The organism is Cellulomonas iranensis NBRC 101100 = JCM 18110, assembly GCF_001552375.1.
Taxonomy (GTDB): Bacteria; Actinomycetota; Actinomycetes; order Actinomycetales; family Cellulomonadaceae; genus Cellulomonas; species Cellulomonas iranensis.
This window is the reverse complement of sequence record NZ_BCRB01000082.1, coordinates 1-16,341: the sequence shown is the minus strand read 5'-3', so window position 1 is coordinate 16,341 and position 16,341 is coordinate 1. Positions and strand designations below refer to the sequence as shown.

General features: G+C 77.1%; 20 protein-coding genes. 14 read left to right on the top strand and 6 right to left on the bottom strand.

The window, feature by feature from the left end; all coding sequences use genetic code 11:
* The coding region (locus CS2_RS14785) for a family 43 glycosylhydrolase (RefSeq protein ID WP_156442152.1) at positions 1-420 on the top strand (420 nt) is incomplete at its 5' end.
* A gap of 31 nt (positions 421-451) precedes the next feature.
* Here CS2_RS14785 and CS2_RS14780 read toward each other — a convergent pair.
* Positions 452-1,318, bottom strand: a complete 867-nt coding sequence (locus CS2_RS14780) for an HAD family hydrolase (RefSeq protein ID WP_082740264.1) — start codon at positions 1,316-1,318, stop codon at positions 452-454.
* Between the two features lie 64 nt (positions 1,319-1,382).
* On the opposite strand from CS2_RS14780, the gene CS2_RS14775 reads away from it, so the two are divergent.
* Both CS2_RS14775 and CS2_RS14770 read left to right on the top strand, forming a co-directional pair.
* Positions 1,383-1,703, top strand: coding sequence for a glutaredoxin family protein (locus CS2_RS14775; RefSeq protein WP_082740263.1), 321 nt, complete (start codon positions 1,383-1,385; stop codon positions 1,701-1,703).
* A gap of 49 nt (positions 1,704-1,752) precedes the next feature.
* Positions 1,753-2,487: a redox-sensing transcriptional repressor Rex gene (locus tag CS2_RS14770; RefSeq protein ID WP_082740262.1), complete on the top strand. Its 735-nt coding sequence runs from the start codon at positions 1,753-1,755 to the stop codon at positions 2,485-2,487.
* 73 nt (positions 2,488-2,560) lie between these two features.
* Here CS2_RS14770 and CS2_RS14765 read toward each other — a convergent pair whose 3' ends face one another.
* Positions 2,561-3,106, bottom strand: coding sequence for a YceI family protein (locus CS2_RS14765; RefSeq protein ID WP_070320562.1), 546 nt, complete (start codon positions 3,104-3,106; stop codon positions 2,561-2,563).
* Positions 3,107-3,216: 110 nt separating this feature from the next.
* Here CS2_RS14765 and CS2_RS14760 point away from each other — a divergent pair, with 110 nt between their 5' ends.
* Genes CS2_RS14760 through ccsB form a run of 6 tightly spaced genes read left to right on the top strand, consistent with a single transcriptional unit; the run spans position 3,217 to position 8,961 of the window.
* The gene (locus CS2_RS14760; protein ID WP_070320561.1) at positions 3,217-3,750 is read left to right on the top strand and encodes a MarR family winged helix-turn-helix transcriptional regulator; all 534 of its coding nucleotides are present in this window, start codon (positions 3,217-3,219) and stop codon (positions 3,748-3,750) included.
* Between the two features lie 51 nt (positions 3,751-3,801).
* Positions 3,802-4,458, top strand: a complete 657-nt coding sequence (locus CS2_RS14755; protein WP_070320564.1) for a histidine phosphatase family protein — start codon at positions 3,802-3,804, stop codon at positions 4,456-4,458.
* A 1-nt stretch (position 4,459) separates the two neighbouring features.
* On the top strand, positions 4,460-5,182 hold the full coding sequence (locus CS2_RS14750) for a TlpA family protein disulfide reductase (protein WP_233421207.1): 723 nt from the start codon (positions 4,460-4,462) through the stop codon (positions 5,180-5,182).
* Complete coding sequence (locus tag CS2_RS14745; RefSeq protein ID WP_070320560.1) at positions 5,179-6,111, top strand: cytochrome c biogenesis CcdA family protein; 933 nt, start codon at positions 5,179-5,181, stop codon at positions 6,109-6,111. The genes CS2_RS14750 and CS2_RS14745 overlap by 4 nt, the downstream gene beginning before the upstream one ends.
* 58 nt (positions 6,112-6,169) lie before the next feature.
* On the top strand, positions 6,170-7,930 hold the full coding sequence (gene resB, locus CS2_RS14740; protein ID WP_070320559.1) for a cytochrome c biogenesis protein ResB: 1,761 nt from the start codon (positions 6,170-6,172) through the stop codon (positions 7,928-7,930).
* Positions 7,927-8,961: a c-type cytochrome biogenesis protein CcsB gene (gene ccsB / locus CS2_RS14735; protein ID WP_070320558.1), complete on the top strand. Its 1,035-nt coding sequence runs from the start codon at positions 7,927-7,929 to the stop codon at positions 8,959-8,961. Before resB ends, ccsB begins: the two co-directional genes overlap by 4 nt.
* Positions 8,962-8,976: 15 nt before the next feature.
* On the opposite strand, the gene CS2_RS14730 is transcribed toward ccsB, so the two are convergent.
* Complete coding sequence (locus CS2_RS14730) at positions 8,977-9,294, bottom strand: PLDc N-terminal domain-containing protein (RefSeq protein ID WP_070320557.1); 318 nt, start codon at positions 9,292-9,294, stop codon at positions 8,977-8,979.
* Positions 9,295-9,374: 80 nt separating this feature from the next.
* Between CS2_RS14730 and CS2_RS14725 the strand changes: the two genes are divergently transcribed.
* Positions 9,375-9,692 carry a DUF4229 domain-containing protein gene (locus tag CS2_RS14725; protein WP_070320563.1) on the top strand — a complete coding sequence of 106 codons (318 nt, stop codon included), beginning with the start codon at positions 9,375-9,377 and terminating at the stop codon, positions 9,690-9,692.
* Between the two features lie 53 nt (positions 9,693-9,745).
* Here the strand turns inward: CS2_RS14725 and CS2_RS14720 are convergent, their stop codons facing one another.
* Positions 9,746-10,615, bottom strand: coding sequence for a 1,4-dihydroxy-2-naphthoate polyprenyltransferase (locus CS2_RS14720; protein WP_070320556.1), 870 nt, complete (start codon positions 10,613-10,615; stop codon positions 9,746-9,748).
* Between the two features lie 80 nt (positions 10,616-10,695).
* A complete protein-coding gene (gene menE, locus CS2_RS14715) occupies positions 10,696-11,853 on the bottom strand; it encodes an o-succinylbenzoate--CoA ligase (RefSeq protein WP_070320555.1) in 1,158 nt (385 codons plus the stop codon).
* A 161-nt stretch (positions 11,854-12,014) separates the two neighbouring features.
* Between menE and CS2_RS14710 the strand changes: the two genes are divergently transcribed.
* Together CS2_RS14710 and CS2_RS14705 are read left to right on the top strand one after the other, a co-directional pair.
* Positions 12,015-13,088 carry a DUF3048 domain-containing protein gene (locus CS2_RS14710; RefSeq protein ID WP_070320554.1) on the top strand — a complete coding sequence of 358 codons (1,074 nt, stop codon included), beginning with the start codon at positions 12,015-12,017 and terminating at the stop codon, positions 13,086-13,088.
* A 170-nt stretch (positions 13,089-13,258) separates the two neighbouring features.
* Positions 13,259-13,447 carry a hypothetical protein gene (locus CS2_RS14705; RefSeq protein WP_046529047.1) on the top strand — a complete coding sequence of 63 codons (189 nt, stop codon included), beginning with the start codon at positions 13,259-13,261 and terminating at the stop codon, positions 13,445-13,447.
* Positions 13,448-13,454: 7 nt separating this feature from the next.
* On the opposite strand, the gene CS2_RS14700 is transcribed toward CS2_RS14705, so the two are convergent.
* Positions 13,455-14,438 carry a 1,4-dihydroxy-2-naphthoyl-CoA synthase gene (locus CS2_RS14700; RefSeq protein WP_070320553.1) on the bottom strand — a complete coding sequence of 328 codons (984 nt, stop codon included), beginning with the start codon at positions 14,436-14,438 and terminating at the stop codon, positions 13,455-13,457.
* Between the two features lie 106 nt (positions 14,439-14,544).
* Here CS2_RS14700 and CS2_RS14695 point away from each other — a divergent pair, with 106 nt between their 5' ends.
* Both CS2_RS14695 and CS2_RS14690 read left to right on the top strand, forming a co-directional pair.
* Positions 14,545-15,492, top strand: a complete 948-nt coding sequence (locus tag CS2_RS14695) for an o-succinylbenzoate synthase (protein WP_070320552.1) — start codon at positions 14,545-14,547, stop codon at positions 15,490-15,492.
* Positions 15,489-16,341 (top strand): thiamine pyrophosphate-binding protein (locus CS2_RS14690; protein WP_439951187.1); only part of this gene is annotated, 853 nt, incomplete at its 3' end. The genes CS2_RS14695 and CS2_RS14690, both read left to right, overlap by 4 nt.

Here is a 16,341-nt window from a genome sequence, read left to right as displayed (position 1 = left end):
GCCGCCGAGCCGGTGACGATCGCGAGCCGCATCGGCTCGCCCAACGCGATCGAGGCCCCGTACCTCGCCGAGCGCGACGGCTGGTACTACCTCTTCGTCTCGCGCGACTCGTGCTGCCAGGGCTCCGACTCGACCTACAACATGGCCGTCGGCCGATCCCGCGACGTCACCGGGCCGTACGTCGACCGTGAGGGCCGGGACCTCGCCGCGGGCGGCGGCGAGCCGCTGCTCGCGACGCGCGGCGACATGGTCGGCCCCGGCGGTCAGTCGTACTCGAAGGGCTACCTGGCGTTCCACTGGTACGACGCCGCCGAGGGCGGCGACTTCCGGCTCGGCATCCGCGAGCTCGCGTGGGACGACGAGGGCTGGCCGGTCGCGACGACGCGCGAGGAGCAGGAGCAGGTGCAGGACGCGGGCTGACGCCCGGGCGACGGGGCGGGTGCCCGTGCCGTCACAGGCCGCCCACGCGTCGTCGCAGCGAGCGTCGCACCGCCCGCACGACGACCGCGCCTGCCCACACCAGACCCGCGAGGCTCGCGGCGTTGACGCCGCGGCGGGCCTGCGTGCGCCGGTGGCGGAACTCCCGCACGGGCCACCCGACCTCCGCGGCGTGCCGGCGCAGGCGCCCGTCGGGGTTGATCGCGCACGGGTGGCCGACGGTCGACAGGATCGGCACGTCGTTGGTCGAGTCGCCGTACGCGTGGCACCGGTCCAGGTCGTAGCCCTCGCGCTCCGCGAGCGCGCGCACCGCGCTGGCCTTGGCCTCGCCGTGCAGCAGGTCGCCGACGAGCCGTCCGGTGTAGAAGCCCTCGTCGTGCTCCGCGACCGTGCCGAGCGCGCCCGTCGCGCCGAGGCGCCGCGCGATGAGCTCGCCGATCTCGACGGGGGTGGCGGTCACGAGCCACACCGCGTGCCCCGCCGCGAGGTGCGCGTCGAGCAGCGCCCGCGTCCCGGGGTAGATGCGCAGGCTGAGGACCTCGTCGTAGACGTCCTCGGCGATCGCGGTGACCTCGGCCACCGAGCGGCCGCGCATGATCTCGAGCGCGCGGGAGCGGACCTCGTCGATCTGGCGGCGGTTCTCGCCGAACGCGCGGTAGCGCGCCTGCTGGAACGCGAACGTCACGAGGTCGAGGTTGCGGAAGAAACCGCGGCGGTACAGGCCCACCGCGAGGTGGAACGCGCTCGCGCCGCGGATGATCGTGTTGTCGACGTCGAAGAAGGCCGCGACGCGCGTCCCGTCCGGCACGAGGTCGGCCCGCGGCGTCTCGACGGTGGCGGCGACGACGGCCGGCTCGTCGTTCCCCTGGCCCGCGTGCACCCGGCCACTGTAACGACCCGCGCGGGGCGGCGGTCGGCGCGTCCGCGCGCGCTAGCGTGGCGCCGTGACGCGGACGGGTGACGGGCAGCGGTCGGCGGCGACCGCCGCGGCGGACGGGACGCCGGCGCGGGTCGTGCTGTACGGGCGCGCCGGGTGCCACCTGTGCGACGACGCGCGTGCGCTGGTCGCGCGGGTGTGCGCGGAGGTCGGGGCGACGTGGGTCGAGGTGGACGTCGACGTGCCCGGCCCCGACGGCGTGCCGCCCGCGGACGAGCTCGGCGAGATGGTCCCGGTGGTCGACGTCGACGGCGTGCGCCGCGGCTACTGGCGCATCGACGAGGGCCGGCTGCGCAGGGCCCTCGCGGCGGGCGGCGGCAGGCTCTAGCGTGACGTCGTCGCCGGGTGCTCCCGGCGCTGAGGCTCGGGGGGTCGACGTGGACGCTCGGCGCACCGCCGCACGCGGCGGCACCGGTCGGGGTGCGGTCCGCGGTGCGGGCCGCGACGGCGGCCGGGTCGCGCGCCGCCGCGGCGAGGGCGTGCCGCCCGCGACGGTCGCGCGGCTGCCCGGCTACCTGCGTGCGCTCGACGCCGCGGCCGCGGGCGGGGTCGTGCTGACGTCGTCGCAGGAGCTCGCGCACCGGGCGGGCGTGACGCCCGCCCAGCTGCGCAAGGACCTGTCGCACCTCGGCTCGTACGGTCGCCGCGGCGTGGGGTACGACGTGCAGCACCTGCGCGAGCAGGTGCGGGTGGCGCTGGGGCTGGCGGACGTCCGGCGGGTGCTGCTGGTCGGCGTCGGCAACCTGGGCCACGCGCTCGCGAACTACGCGGGCATCGCGGAGCGCGGGTTCTCGCTCGTGGCGCTGGTCGACGCGGACCCGGCGGTCGTGGGCACGACGGTCGCGGGGCTCGTCGTCGAGCCCGCGGACGACCTCGCGGGTCTGGTGGCGCGCACGGGCGCGACGATCGCGGTGCTGACCACGCCGGCCGACGTCGCGCAGCGCGTGTGCGACGAGCTCGTGGCCGCGGGGGTCGTGGGGGTGCTGACGTTCGCGCCGGGCACGTTGCGCGTGCCGCCGCACGTCGACGTGCGGGCGGTGGACGTCGCGTCCGAGCTGCAGATCCTGGCGTTCCACGACCGCGCGCGCGGTGCCGGCGGCGGCGCGTCCTAGCAGCACGCGGGGGCAGACGCCGCGAGGGCGCGACCGGTGCGGTCGCGCCCTCGCGGGACGGTGCTGCGGTGCGTCAGGCCTTGATGGCCGAGACGTCGAGGTCGATGCGGACCTTGTCGGCGACGAGCACGCCGCCGGCCTCGAGCGCGGCGTTCCACGTGAGGCCGAACTCCTTGCGGGAGATCGTCGTGGTGGCCTCGAACCCGGCGCGCGTGTTGCCGAACGGGTCGACGGCGGTGCCGTTGAACTCGGTCTCGAGCTCGACCTCGCGCGTCACGCCGTGGATCGTCAGGTCGCCGACGACGACGTAGGCCGAGCCGGCCTCGCGGACGGCCTTCGACACGAAGGTCCACTCGCCGAAGACCTCGACGTCGAAGAAGTCGTTGCCCTTGAGGTGGCCGTCGCGGTTCGCGTCACCGGTCGTGACGGTCGACGGGTCGAGGGTGACCGAGACGGCGGAGGACTCGAGGTCCTCGCCGACGGTGAGGGCGCCGCCGGTGACCGCGACGGTGCCGCGGACCTTCGAGATGCCGGCGTGGCGGACCGTGAAGGACGCCTCGGTGTGCGAGGGGTCGATGTTCCAGGTACCGGTGGTGAGGCCGGCGGGCAGAGCGGACATGGGTTCCTCCGGGGGATCGACGAGAATCGTTGACACAACAAGTATGCGGTGGTTGATATTTCTACTACAGTGGGATCCGAGCCGCAACCCCCGACCGTGAGGAGCCCGCCGTGACCGACGCCGCGCCGACCGACGACGTGCGCTGGCTCACCGCGGAGCAGCAGGAGCACTGGCGCGCGTTCCGCGACGGCACCGCCCTCCTGCTCGACGTCCTCGCGCGCGAGCTCGACTGCGACAGCGGCCTGTCGCTGGGGGAGTACGAGGTCCTCGTGCGGCTCTCCGAGGCTCCCGGGCGCGCGCTGCGCATGTCCGAGCTCGCCGACGACCTCGCGCACTCCCGCAGCCGCCTCACGCACACCGTCGCGCGCATGGAGCGCGCGGGCGTCGTGCGCCGCGAGCCCGTCCCGGGCGACGCGCGCGGCGTCGCGTGCGTCCTCACCGACCACGGCTGGCGCGTGCTCGTCGCCGCCGCGCCGGGCCACGTCGAGTCCGTGCGCCGGCACCTCGTCGACGTGCTCGACGACGCGCAGCTCGCGGCGCTCGGCACCGCGATGCAGGTCGTCGTCGACCACCTGCGCACGCCCGCGTGCGAACGCGCCCGCGACCAGGCCGACGTGAGCGACGTCACCGCCGCGAGCGCCTGAGGGCCCACGTCCCGGCGCCGGGCACACAGCAGACTTTGCGAGACTGTGCGCATGGTCACCACGACGGTCCACCTGCTGCGCCACGGTGAGGTCCACAACCCCACGGGCCTGCTCTACGGCCGCCTGCCCGGCTACCGGCTCTCCGAGCGCGGGCAGCAGATGGCCGAGCTCGTCGCGCGCACGCTCGCGGGCGACGAGGGTGCGCCGCGCCGCGACGTCGTGGTGGTGACCGCCTCGCCGCTGCAGCGCGCTCAGGAGACCGCGACCCCCATCGCCGAGGCGTTCGGCGTCGCGCTCGGCACCGACGAGCGCCTCATCGAGGCCGAGAACCACTTCCAGGGCCTGCGGTTCGGCGTCGGCGACGGCTCGCTGCGCCACCCCGCGCACTGGCCCTACCTGCGCAACCCGTTCCGGCCGTCGTGGGGCGAGCCGTACGTCGAGCAGGTCGACCGCATGCTCGCGGCCGTCGACGCCGCCCGCGTCGCGGCCCGCGGCCACGAGGCCGTGCTCGTCAGCCACCAGCTCCCCATCTGGGTCACGCGCCTCGCGCTCGAGAACCGCCGCCTGTGGCACGACCCCCGCAAGCGGCAGTGCTCGCTCGCGTCCCTCACGAGCCTGCGCTTCGAGGACGACACGCTCGTGGGCGTCGGCTACGGCGAGCCCGCCGCGGCGCTGCTGCCCGGCGCGTCGCAGGTCCCCGGGGCCTGACGTGCGCACCGTCCGTCCCTCGATCGCCGGCCGCACCTCCCGCACCGGCCGGGCCGCGCGCGTGCTCGCCGCGGCGGCCGCGCTCGCCGTCGTGCTCGCCGGCTGCGCCGCCGGCGACGGGTCCGGCACGCCCGACGACGTCGTCGACCAGGGCTACCAGTCCGGCGACGGGTCGACCACGACGTGGGCGCCCGCCGACCGCGTCGGGCCCGTCGACATCGCCGGGACCGACTACGAGGGCGGCGCCCACGACCTCGCACAGCTGCGCGGCGACGTCGTGCTCCTCAACACCTGGTACGCCGCGTGCCCGCCGTGCCGCGCCGAGGCGCCCGACCTCGCGGCCGTCGCGACCGACTACGCCGACCAGGGCCTGCACGTGCTCGGCATCAACAGCCGCGACGCGGCCGGCACCGCGCAGGCCTTCCAGCGCGAGCTCGCCGTGCCGTACCCGTCGCTCGACGACACCAGCGGCGCCGCGGTCGCCGCGCTGCAGGGCGTCGTGCCCGTCAGCGCGGTCCCCACGACCGTCCTGCTCGACCGGCAGGGTCGCGTCGCCGCGCGCGTGCTCGGGCTCGCCGACGGCTCGGTGCTCCGCTCGCTCGTCGAGGAGCTGCTCGCCGAGGGCGACGCCGGCCCGGACGCGACGCCCGCGCCCGCCCCGGGCGCGACCGGTGGTGCTGCCGCCGACCCGGCGGCCGTCGACACCGCGGACGCACCGCGGTGACCGGGGGCGGCGCGCTCGCGCTCGACGTCGGCTCGACCGTCGCCGGGGGCTCGCTGCTGCTCGCGGTCCCGGTCGCGCTGCTCGCCGGCCTCGTGTCGTTCGCGTCGCCGTGCGTGCTGCCCCTGCTGCCCGGCTACGCGGGTCTGCTCGGCGGGCTCGCCGCCGGCGGGCCCCGCCGCACGCCGGGCGCCGCGCTCGGGCTGGTCGACGCGACCGACGTCGTGCGCGTCGGCGACGGCACGCCCAGCGGCGACGCCGCCGCGGCCGTCCCCGTGACCGGCCCCGCTCCCGCGACGGGAGCGCGCGTCCGGACCGCGCCCGACCCGTCCGACGCCGCCGGCGGACGCCGCGTGCTCGTGCTCGGCGTGACGCTGTTCGTCGCCGGGTTCTCGGCCGTGTTCGTCGCGTTCGGCGCGCTCGCGGGCTCGCTCGGCGCGGTGCTGTGGCAGTGGCAGGACCCGGTGAGCCGCGTGCTCGGTGCCGTCACGGTCGTCATGGGGCTCGCGTTCCTCGGCGCCGTGCCGTTCCTGCAGCGCGAGCGCCGCGCGCACGTCGCACCGCGCACCGGTCTGTGGGGTGCGCCGCTGCTCGGCGTCGCGTTCGGGCTCGGCTGGACGCCCTGCATCGGACCGACGCTCGCGGCGATCCTCACGCTGTCGCTCACGGGCGGGTCGGCCGGGCGCGGCGCGCTCCTCGCGGTCGCGTTCTGCGTGGGCCTCGGCCTGCCGTTCGCGCTCGTCGCGGTCGGCCTGCAGCGCTCGCGGCGCGCCGTCGCGTGGCTCGGGCGGCACCGCCTCGCGGTGCAGCGCACGGGCGGCGCCGTCCTCGTGGTGCTCGGCGTCGCGCTCGTCACGGGTGCGTGGGGGACGTGGGCCGCCTGGCTCCAGGGCCTGCTGACCGGCGCCGACCCGTTCGTCCCGGTGCTGTGAAGGTGGGTGCGCAGATGGCTGTCCAGGTGGGTGCCCAGGTGGCGGCGAGGCGGACGACGTGACCGACGGACCCCGCGGGGCCTCGCGTCCCGGCTACCGCCCCGAGGGCCTCGACGACGCCTTCAGCGACGACGCGGCACGAGCGACGACGGCCGACGGCGCGACGGCCGGTGCGGGCGAGCGCCCCGCGCCCGCGCCGCTGCCCGCGCTGGGCCCCGTCGGCTGGCTGCGGTGGGCGTGGCGCCAGCTCACGAGCATGCGCGTCGCGCTGCTGCTGCTCGTGCTGCTCGCGGTCGCCGCCGTGCCGGGCTCGGTGTTCCCGCAGCGGCCGCAGGACCCCGCGCGCGTCGCCGAGTACCTCACCGAGCACCCCGACGTCGGTCCGTGGCTCGACCGGCTCGGGTTCTTCGACGTGTACGCGTCGGTGTGGTTCTCGGCCGTCTACCTGCTGCTGTTCGTCTCGCTCATCGGCTGCATCCTGCCGCGCACGCGCGTGCACCTGGCCGCGCTGCGCGGTCGCCCGCCCCGCACGCCGCGCCGCCTCGGGCGCTTCCCCGCGCAGGGGGACGGCACGTCCGACGACGCGCCGCGCGCGGTCGTCGAGCGTGCGGCGGCCGTGCTGCGTCGGCGTCGTCTCGGCGTCCCCGCGTTCCGCGTCGACGTGCACGACGAGGGCCGCGGCACGTGGTCGGTGTCCGCCGAGCGCGGCTACCTGCGCGAGACCGGCAACCTCGTGTTCCACCTCGCGCTGCTCGGCCTGCTGGTCTCGGTCGCGACCGGGCAGCTGCTGCACTACCGCGGGCAGGCGATCGTCGTGCAGGGCACGGGCTTCGCGAACGTGCAGGCCGGGTACGACTCGTTCGAGCGCGGCAGCGCGTTCGACCCCGCCGACCTCGAGCCGTTCACGCTGCGCCTCGACGACTTCGAGTCGCGGTTCGACCCGCGCACGCTGCAGTCGCGCGACTTCACGGCGCACGTCACCGTCACCGAGCCTGGCGGCGACCCCACGCCCGAGCAGATCAAGGTCAACCACCCGATCGTCGCCGGCGGCGCCAAGGTGTACCTCATGGGGAACGGCTACGCGCCGCACCTCACGGTGCACGACGCCGCGGGCGAGGTCGCGTTCTCGGACGCCGTGCCCTTCCTGCCGCAGGACGAGGTGTACACGTCGCGCGGCGTCGTCAAGGTGCCCGACGTCTCGGGCGGGCAGGACCAGGTCGGTCTGGTCGGGTTCCTGCTGCCCACCGCCGTCGAGGCGGCCCCGGGCCTGTGGCGCTCGGTCGACCCGCAGCCGGCCGACCCGCTGCTCGTGCTGTCGGTGTGGCGCGGCAACCTCGGCCTCGACACGGGTGTCCCGCAGAACGTCTACCGGCTCGACGAGTCGCGCATGCAGCAGGCCGTCGACGACGCGGGCGACGTCGTCACGCTGTACGTGCGGCCGGGGGAGACGGTCGACCTGCCGGACGGGCTCGGCACGCTGACCTTCGACGACATGCCGCGGTTCGTCGCGCTCGACCTGCGGCACGACCCGTCGCTCGCGTGGGTGCTGACGTTCGCGCTGCTCGCGCTCGCGGGGCTCATGGCGTCGCTGTTCGCGCCGCGTCGGCGGCTCTGGCTGCGCGCCGCGCCCCGAGCCGGCGCCCCGCAGGACGAAGGTCCCGGGGGCGCGGCTACAGTGGTGACCGCCGCCGGCCTCGCCCGCGGTGACGACGTCGGTCTGCAGCCCGAGCTGGACCGTGTCCTCACCGCTGTGCTCGGTGCGCAGCCCGCGGCGCCCCACGGCGACCCCGGGCCCGATCCGCAGGAGGACAGGACATGAACGTCGCCGAGCTGAGCGACCTGTTCGTCTGGTCGGCCGCGACAGCGCTGACCATCGCGCTGGTCGCGTACGCGATCGACCTCGCGCGCGCGACCGAGGCCGCGCAGGCCGTGCGTGCCGCGCGCCGGCCGGCCGTCGTGGGTGCCGGCGCCACGTCGGGCGGGGACGTCCTCACGGCCGACGCGCCACCCGCAGCACCGGCGGCGCCCGCGCCGCGGCGCCGCGCGGCCGGCATCGCCGGCTCGACGCTCGTGCTCGGCACGGCGCTGCTGCTCGTCGCGATCGTGCTGCGCGGCGTGGCCGCGGGCCGCTGGCCGACCGCCAACATGTACGAGTTCACGATCGTCGGCACGTTCTGCGCGACGGCCGTGCTCGTGGTCGTGCAGCGTCGGCGCGCGATCGCGTTCCTCGGCGTGCTCGTGACGGGCATCGCGGTGCTCGCGCTCGTGCTGGCGCTCAACACGCTGCACGTGCAGGCCGACGCGGTGCAGCCCGCGCTGCAGCGCTACTGGCTCGTCATCCACGTGGGCGTCGCGATCCTCGCGACGGGCGTCTTCACGGTCGCGTTCGCGACGTCCGTCCTGCAGGTCCTGCAGGACGCGCGCGCCGAGGGCCGCTCGCGGCTCGAGCGTCCGTGGCGTCGCGCGGACGGCCTGCGCCAGGCGTTCCACGGTGCGCGCGTGACCGGTCCCGCGTTCGCGTGGCTCGAGCAGGTGCCCGACGCGCGCCGGCTCGAGGCGCTGTCGTTCCGCCTGCACGCCGTCGGCTTCGTGCTGTGGACGTTCACGCTCATCGGCGGCGCGATCTGGGCCGAGGAGGCCTGGGGCCGCTACTGGGGCTGGGACCCCAAGGAGGTCGGCACGTTCGTCGCGTGGGTCGTCTACGCCGCGTACCTGCACGCGCGCACGACGCGCGGGTGGGCCGGGCGTCGCGCCGCCTACATCGTGTTCGTCGGCTACGCCGTCGTCCTCGCGAACTTCACGGTCGTCAACCTGTTCATCACGGGGAAGCACTCGTACTCGGGGCTGTGAGGCCCGCCGGGCGCGTCAGGCGGACGCGGCGTCGTCGGTGTCGTCGCCGCGCGCCTGCTGCTCGCGTCGACGCCGCTCGAGGTCGAGCCGGCGCAGGAACTCGGGGTCGTCGTCGGGTGCCACCGGCCCGCGCGCAGCACGCGACTGGCCCGGGGCCGGCGCGCTGCGGCTCACGAGCAGCCACAGGACGCCCCCCAGCACCGGCAGCAGCACCACGAGGACCCACACGAGCGTCGGCACGCCCCGCCGCCGACGGGCGTCGCTGCCCAGCACGTCGAACGCGCAGTACAGCGCGAAGGCGGCGATCAGCACGAACGGCAGGTACCTGAGCACCTGTCCACCCTAGACGGCGACCCGTCAGGGTGGGGTCCGCCGCGGTCCGGACGGGCGTCGTCCTGACCTACGCTGGGCGGGTGCCCGTCGTCGTCTACTCCGTGCTGCGTGTCGTGCTGTTCGCCGCCGCGACCGGTCTGCTGTGGTGGGCCGGCATGCGCTCGTGGCTCGCGCCGCTGCTCGCCGCGTTCCTCGCGTGGGGGCTGTCCTACGTGCTCCTGGGCCGGCAGCGGGACCGCGCGGCCCTCTGGCTCGCGGAGCGCGCCGAGCAGCGTCGCGCGCGGGGCGGACGCACGGCGCGCGAGGCGGCCGACGCCGACGCGGAGGACGCCGAGGCCGAGGGGTCGAGCGGTGCCGTGCGGGAGTGGCCCGAAGGCCGACGGCCTGCCGGGACCTGACGGTCCGCGACCGGTCCGCGACCGGTCGGGCCGAGGGGTCCGCGACCCCTCCGTCAGAGCGCCAGGCCGAGCCCCAGCGCGACGCCGAACCCGAGCTCGAGCGCGCCCGTGCCCGCGAGCACCGGCACGAGCGCGATCCCGCGGGCGCCCAGCAGCACGACGACGGCCAGCACCACCGCGGGTGCGAGCAGCAGCAGCACGAGCAGCGACCACGGCGCGGCGAGCGCGCACACCGCACCCAGCAGCACCGGCAGCACCACCATCACCGCGTACACGCGGCGCGCGCGGTGCTCGCCGAGCCGCACGGCGAGCGTGCGCTTGCCGACCACCGCGTCGGTCGGCACGTCGCGCAGGTTGTTCGCCATGAGCAGCGCGCACGCGAGCAGCCCGACCGCGATCGCGCCGACGACGGCCGGCCACGTGACGGAGCCGAGCTGCGTGTACGTCGTGCCGAGCACCGCCACCAGGCCGAAGAACACGAACACGCCGACCTCGCCGAGCCCGCGGTACCCGTACGGCCGCCGGCCGCCGGTGTAGGTCCACGCCGCGACGACCGCCAGCGCACCGACGCCCAGCAGCCACCACGCGCCGGACAGCGCCACGAGCCACAGGCCCAGGAGCGCAGCGACGCCGAACGCCGCGAACGCGGCACCGCGCACGTGCGTCGCGGGGGCGGCGCCCGACGCGGTCAGCCGCATGGGTCCCACGCGGTCGACGTCCGTGCCCCGCACGCCGTCGGAGTAGTCGTTCGCGTAGTTGACGCCCACCTGCAGCGCGAGCGCGACGCCCGCCGCGAGCAGCGCGCGGCCCGTCAGCGCGCCGTCGGCCTGCGCCGCGGCACCGGTGCCCACGAGCACGGGCGCGACCGCGGCGGGCAGCGTGCGCGGTCGCGCACCGGCGACCCAGTCGGAGGCGGAGGCCATGGTGCTCCTGTTCGAGGACGTCGGGGCGGCCGCGGTGCGGCGCGGCGGCGGGGAGGGGGCGGGGCGGGTCGCAGCCGGGCTCACGGCGAGCCGGACGGGTGCACCGCGGTGCGCTCGAGCGCCACGCGTGCGGCGGCGCGCCGGTCGGGCTTGCCGGGACCGCGCAGCGGCAGCGCGTCGACGACGACGACCTGACGGGGTGCGCTCGCGGGACCGAGCGCCGCGGCCACGGCGGTGCGCAGCGTGGTCAGCGGCGGCGGCGTGCCGTCCTGCGTGACGACGAGCGCGACCACGGCCTGCCCCCAGTGCTGGTCGGGCACGCCGACCACGCAGACCTCGCGCACGCCGGGCAGCGCGGCGACCACGTCCTCGACCGCGTGCGGGTCGACCTTCACGCCGCCCGTGACCAGGACGTCGTCCAGGCGGCCGAGCACGTGCAGCACGCCGTCGTCGACGCGTCCGCGGTCGGCGGTGCGCAGCCAGCGCTCGTCGCCGGAGGTCGTGAACGTCGCGGCGTCGAGGTCCGGCCGGTGCAGGTACCCGGCGGCGAGCACGGGCCCGCTCAGGCTGATCCGCTGCTCGGCGTCGACCGCGACCCGCACGCCCGCGAGCGGCCGGCCGTCGTACACGCAGCCGCCGCACGTCTCGGTCATGCCGTAGGTCGTGACGACCCGCAGGCCCGCGGCGCGGGCGCGTGCGAGCAGCGGCGGCGGGCACGCGGCACCGCCCACGAGGATCGCGTCGAACGCGCGCGCCGCCGCGGTCGCGCCCGGGTCGTCGAGCACGCGCACCAGCTGGGTCGGCACGAGCGACGTGTAGTGCGGGCCGGGGCCCGCGGTCGCGGCCCGGGCCGCCGCGGCGAACGTCGCGGCCCGGAACGGCCCGTCGGCCAGCACCCGCGGCGGTGCCCCCGCGAGCAGGGCCCGCACGACGACCTGGAGGCCCGCGACGTGGTGCACGGGCAGCGCGAGCAGCCAGGCCCCCGGGCCGTGCAGCCGCTCGGCGGTCGCGTCGGCCGACGCCCGCAGCGCGGCGGCCGTCAGCATCACGTCCCGCGGGCGACCCGTGGAGCCCGAGGTCCGCACGACGACCGCCACGTCGGAGGGCACGTGCGCGAGCCCCTCGCGGGGGGTCGTCTCGAGGCAGCGCACCGCGGGCCCGGTGCCGTCGAGCGCGGCGGACAGCGCGCCGACGAGGTCCGCCGCACCGGCGGGCACGTCACGCAGCGGCCGTTCCACCCGGACAGCCTAGGTGGTCGCGCCGCCGGGGTCCGCGGGGCGCGTCCCGGGCAGAGGCGCCCCGACGTGGTCGTAGAGTGGCCCGCGGTCCGGGAGCGGGAGGGGGCACGACGCCCCGTCACGCACGACGAGAACCGCGCGAGCGGGGGACGGGAGACACGATGGCGGCGACGTCACGCAGGGACGCGGCGGCCCGCGGACGGGGTGCGGCCCTGCTGGTCGTGGGCGCGCTCGCGCTCGCGGCCTGCGGCTCGCAGCCCGCGGAGCCGGCGCCGACGGTCACCCAGCGCGCCGACGTCGCGGTCGACAAGGGCGCCGTCCCGACCCCGGAGGTCGCGCCGGTCTGGCCCCTCACGGGTGTCGCGGGGCAGCCCGACCCTCGCCCGGCGATCGCCGTCAAGATCGAGAACACCGCGGCCGCGCGGCCGCAGACGGGCCTCGAGCAGGCGGACGTCGTGTGGGAGACCATCGTCGAGTTCGAGGTGTCGCGCTTCGTCGCGGTCTTCCAGTCGCAGGTGCCCGAGGAGGTCGGGCCCATCCGCTCGGTGCGCCCGATGGACCCGCTCATCGTCGCGCCGCTCGGCGGCCTGCTCGTCTACTCGGGGGGGCAGCCCGGCATCCTCGCGCTCGCCCAGCAGGCGGGCGTGCAGATCGTGTCGCACGACGCGGGCGCGCCCGGCATGTACCGGTCGAAGGCGCGCAAGGCGCCGCACAACGTGTACGGCGACCCCGCGCAGTGGTGGGCCACCGCCGAGGCGGGCCGCACCGCACCCGCGCAGCAGTTCGCGTTCGCGCGGTCGGCCGAGCAGGCGTCCGCGACGGTCGGCGGCACGCCCGCGACCACGCTCGACCTCCGCCTGTCGGGGCAGTCGCACCCGGTGTGGTCGTGGGACGCCGCGAGCGGCACGTGGCTGCGGTCGGAGGGCGGCAGCCCCGCGACCGCCGCGAGCGGCGCACGGCTGTCCGCCGTGAACGTCGTCGCGATCACGGCCGGGCACCCCAACACCGAGTTCGGTGCGCAGGGCGGCGCGCCCGTGCCGACCTACGAGCTCGTCGGGTCGGGCGACGCGGTGCTCGCGACCGGGGGCAAGACGCTCCCGGTGCGCTGGCAGAAGGACGCCCAGGACCAGCCGCTGCGGCTGCTGCTGCCCGACGGCTCCGAGGCCACGCTGGCGCCGGGCAACACGTGGGTCGAGCTCGTGCCCGCCGGCAGCGGCACGCTCACCGTCTCCTGACGGTCCGACCCGGGCGCCGCGGTGCCCGGGTCGATACCTCAGGACGACGACCGGGTCCGGTCCGTCGTCCCCGCGGGGGAGCCGGCTCCACCCTCCGGCCGGGGCCGCGCCCGCCACGACCCACCCGCGGTGCGACGCGCGCGCGGGGTGCCGGCGGCGAGGCTGAGGGCATGGCCGCACACACCACGTTCCCCGCCTCCGTCCGCCCCGCCCGCACGCGTCGCGACCCCGAGGACCACTCGGTCCGCTCGGCGGTCGCCGTCGTCGCCGCCGGTCTCGTGCTCGTCGCGCTCCTCGTGGGCGGCGGCGCGGTCGTCGCGACGCTCGTCGAGATGATGACCTGGATGAGCCAGGGCTGACGCGGCGTCAGTACGCGTACGGGAACCCGGACCAGTCCGGGTCGCGCCGCTGCAGGAACGCGTCGCGCCCCTCGACGGCCTCGTCCGTCATGTACGCCAGCCGCGTCGCCTCGCCCGCGAACACCTGCTGACCGGCCAGCCCGTCGTCGGCGAGGTTGAACGCGAACTTGAGCATGCGGATCGCCTGCGGCGACTTCGTCGCGACCACGCGCGCGTACTCGAGCCCGGCCTCCTCGAGCTCCGCGTGCGGCACGACGTCGTTGACGGCGCCCCAGCGGTACGCGTCGTCCGCCGAGTACTCGCGGGCCAGGAAGAAGATCTCCCGCGCGCGCTTCTGCCCCACCTGGCGGGCGAGCAGCGCCGAGCCGTAGCCGCCGTCGAACGAGCCGACGTTCGCGTCGGTCTGCATGAACCGCGCGTGCTCGCGGCTCGCGATCGTCAGGTCCGCGACGACGTGCAGCGAGTGCCCGCCGCCGGCCGCCCAGCCGTTGACGAGCGCGACGACGACCTTGGGCATGGTCCGGATCAGCCGCTGCACCTCCAGGACGTGCAGGCGCCCCGCGCGGGCCGGGTCGACGGCCTCCGCGGTCTCGCCCTCGGCGTACCGGTAGCCGTCGCGGCCGCGGATGCGCTGGTCGCCGCCCGAGCAGAACGCCCAGCCGCCGTCCTTGGGGGACGGTCCGTTGCCGGTGAGCAGCACGGTGCCGACGTCGGAGGTGGTGCGTGCGTGGTCGAGCACGGCGTAGAGCTCGTCGACGGTGTGCGGCCGGAAGGCGTTGCGGACCTCGGGGCGGGCGAACGCGACGCGCACGACCGGCAGGTCGCGCGCGACGGCGCCGGCGGCCGCCTGCTCGCGCGTGGGGCGCGCGTACCCGCGGTGGTAGGTGACGTCCGTCAGGTCCGCGAACCCCTCGACGTCACGCCACCGCGCGGGGTCGAAGGTCTCGGAGACACGCTCGGGCAGGGGGGCAGGGGCACCGCTCTCGCTCACGCGGCCACCCTAGCGACGCGCGTCGGCGCCGGGACGCGCGGTGGTGCGCCGCGCGGGCACCGGCCGGCCGGTGCGTGCGGCATAGCCTGGGTGCGTGGTGAGCGCGATGCCGGACCTCGTGGTGTGGGACGTGCCGCTGCGCACCCGGTTCCGGGGGCTGACGCGCCGTGACGGCGTGCTGCTGCGGGGCGACGCGGGGTGGGGCGAGTTCAGCCCGTTCTGGGACTACGACGACGCGGCGGCCGTGCGCTGGTGGCGTGCCGCGCGGGAGGCCGCCGACGAGGGCTGGCCCGCGCCGGTGCGCACGCACGTGCCGGTCAACGTCACCGTGCCGGCGGTCGACCCGGAGCACGCGCACCGGATCGTCACGGCCTCGGGGGGGTGCCGCACCGCGAAGGTCAAGGTCGCCGAGCCCGGTCAGCCGGCCGGCGCGGACGAGGCGCGGCTCGAGGCGGTGCGCGACGCGCTGGGCCCGGACGGCGCGATCCGCGTCGACGCGAACGCGGCGTGGGACGTCGACACCGCGGTGCGCGTGCTCGCGTCGCTCGACCGCGCCGCGGGCGGCCTCGAGTACGCCGAGCAGCCCGTGCCGGGCGTCGAGGACCTCGCCGCGCTGCGCCGCCGCACGCACGTGCCGCTCGCGGCCGACGAGGCCGTGCGTCGCTCGGACGACCCGCTCGCGGTCGCGCGCCGGCACGCGGCCGACGTGGTCGTGCTCAAGGTGCAGCCGCTCGGCGGCGTGCGCGCGTGCCTGCGCCTGGCCGAGCAGCTGGACCTGCCCGTGGTCGTGTCCTCGGCGCTCGAGTCCTCGGTCGGGCTGGCCGCCGGGCTCGCGCTCGCCGCGGCGCTGCCCGAGCTGCCGCACGCGTGCGGCCTCGCGACCGCCGCGCTGCTCGCGGCCGACCTCGTCGAGGACCCGCTGCTCCCGCGCGACGGCGCGATCGCGGTGCGGCGCCCCGAGCCCACGCCCGCGCTGCTGGCCGCGGCCACCGCCCCCGAGGACGTCGCCGCGCGCTGGGGCGGGCGTCTCGCGGCCGTGCGGGCTCGGGCATGATGGCGCCCGTGACCCCCGCCCCCGACGCCCCGGACGACGCCCCCTCGGTCACCGCGGCGCGCGTGCTGGTGCAGGCGCTCGCGGCGCTCGGCGTCCGCGACGTCGTGCTCGCGCCGGGGTCCCGCAGCGCACCGCTCGCGTACGCGGTGGCCGACGCCGCGCGGCCCGACGGCGAGCGCCCCGCGGGGGCCCCCGCGCTGCGGCTGCACGTGCGCATCGACGAGCGGGACGCGGGGTTCCTCGCGCTCGGGCTCGCGAAGGGCTCGGCGCACGCGGGCGAGCGCACGCCGGGGCCGCCGCGGCCGGTCGCGGTCGTCACGACGTCCGGCACGGCCGTGGCGAACCTGCACCCGGCCGTGCTCGAGGCGCACCACAGCGGCCTGCCCCTCGTGCTGCTGACGGCCGACCGTCCGCACGAGCTGCGCGGCACGGGCGCCAACCAGACCACCGAGCAGGCCGGGATCTTCGGCAGCGCGGTGCGGCTCGCGGTCGACGTGCCCGCGCCCACGGGGCGCCCCGGCGAGGACCGCGATCTGCGACGCACGGCGTCGCGCGCGCTCGCGGCCGCGACCGGTGCGCGCACGGGCGACCCCGGGCCCGTCCACTTCGACCTCGCGTACCGCGACCCGCTCGCACCCGGGCGGACGCCGTGGCCGCGCCCGTCGGAGGCGGGGCTGACCCACGTCGTCGGTCGCGGCCAGCCGGCCGAGGCGTCGCCCGCGACGGGCGCCCTCCCCGTGGTCGTCGGCGAGCCGGCGGGCGACGGCGCGCGGCCCTCGCGACGCGCGCGCGGCGCGGTGCCGACGGTCGTCGTCGCGGGCGACGGTGCGGGGCCCGCCGCGGCGCGGC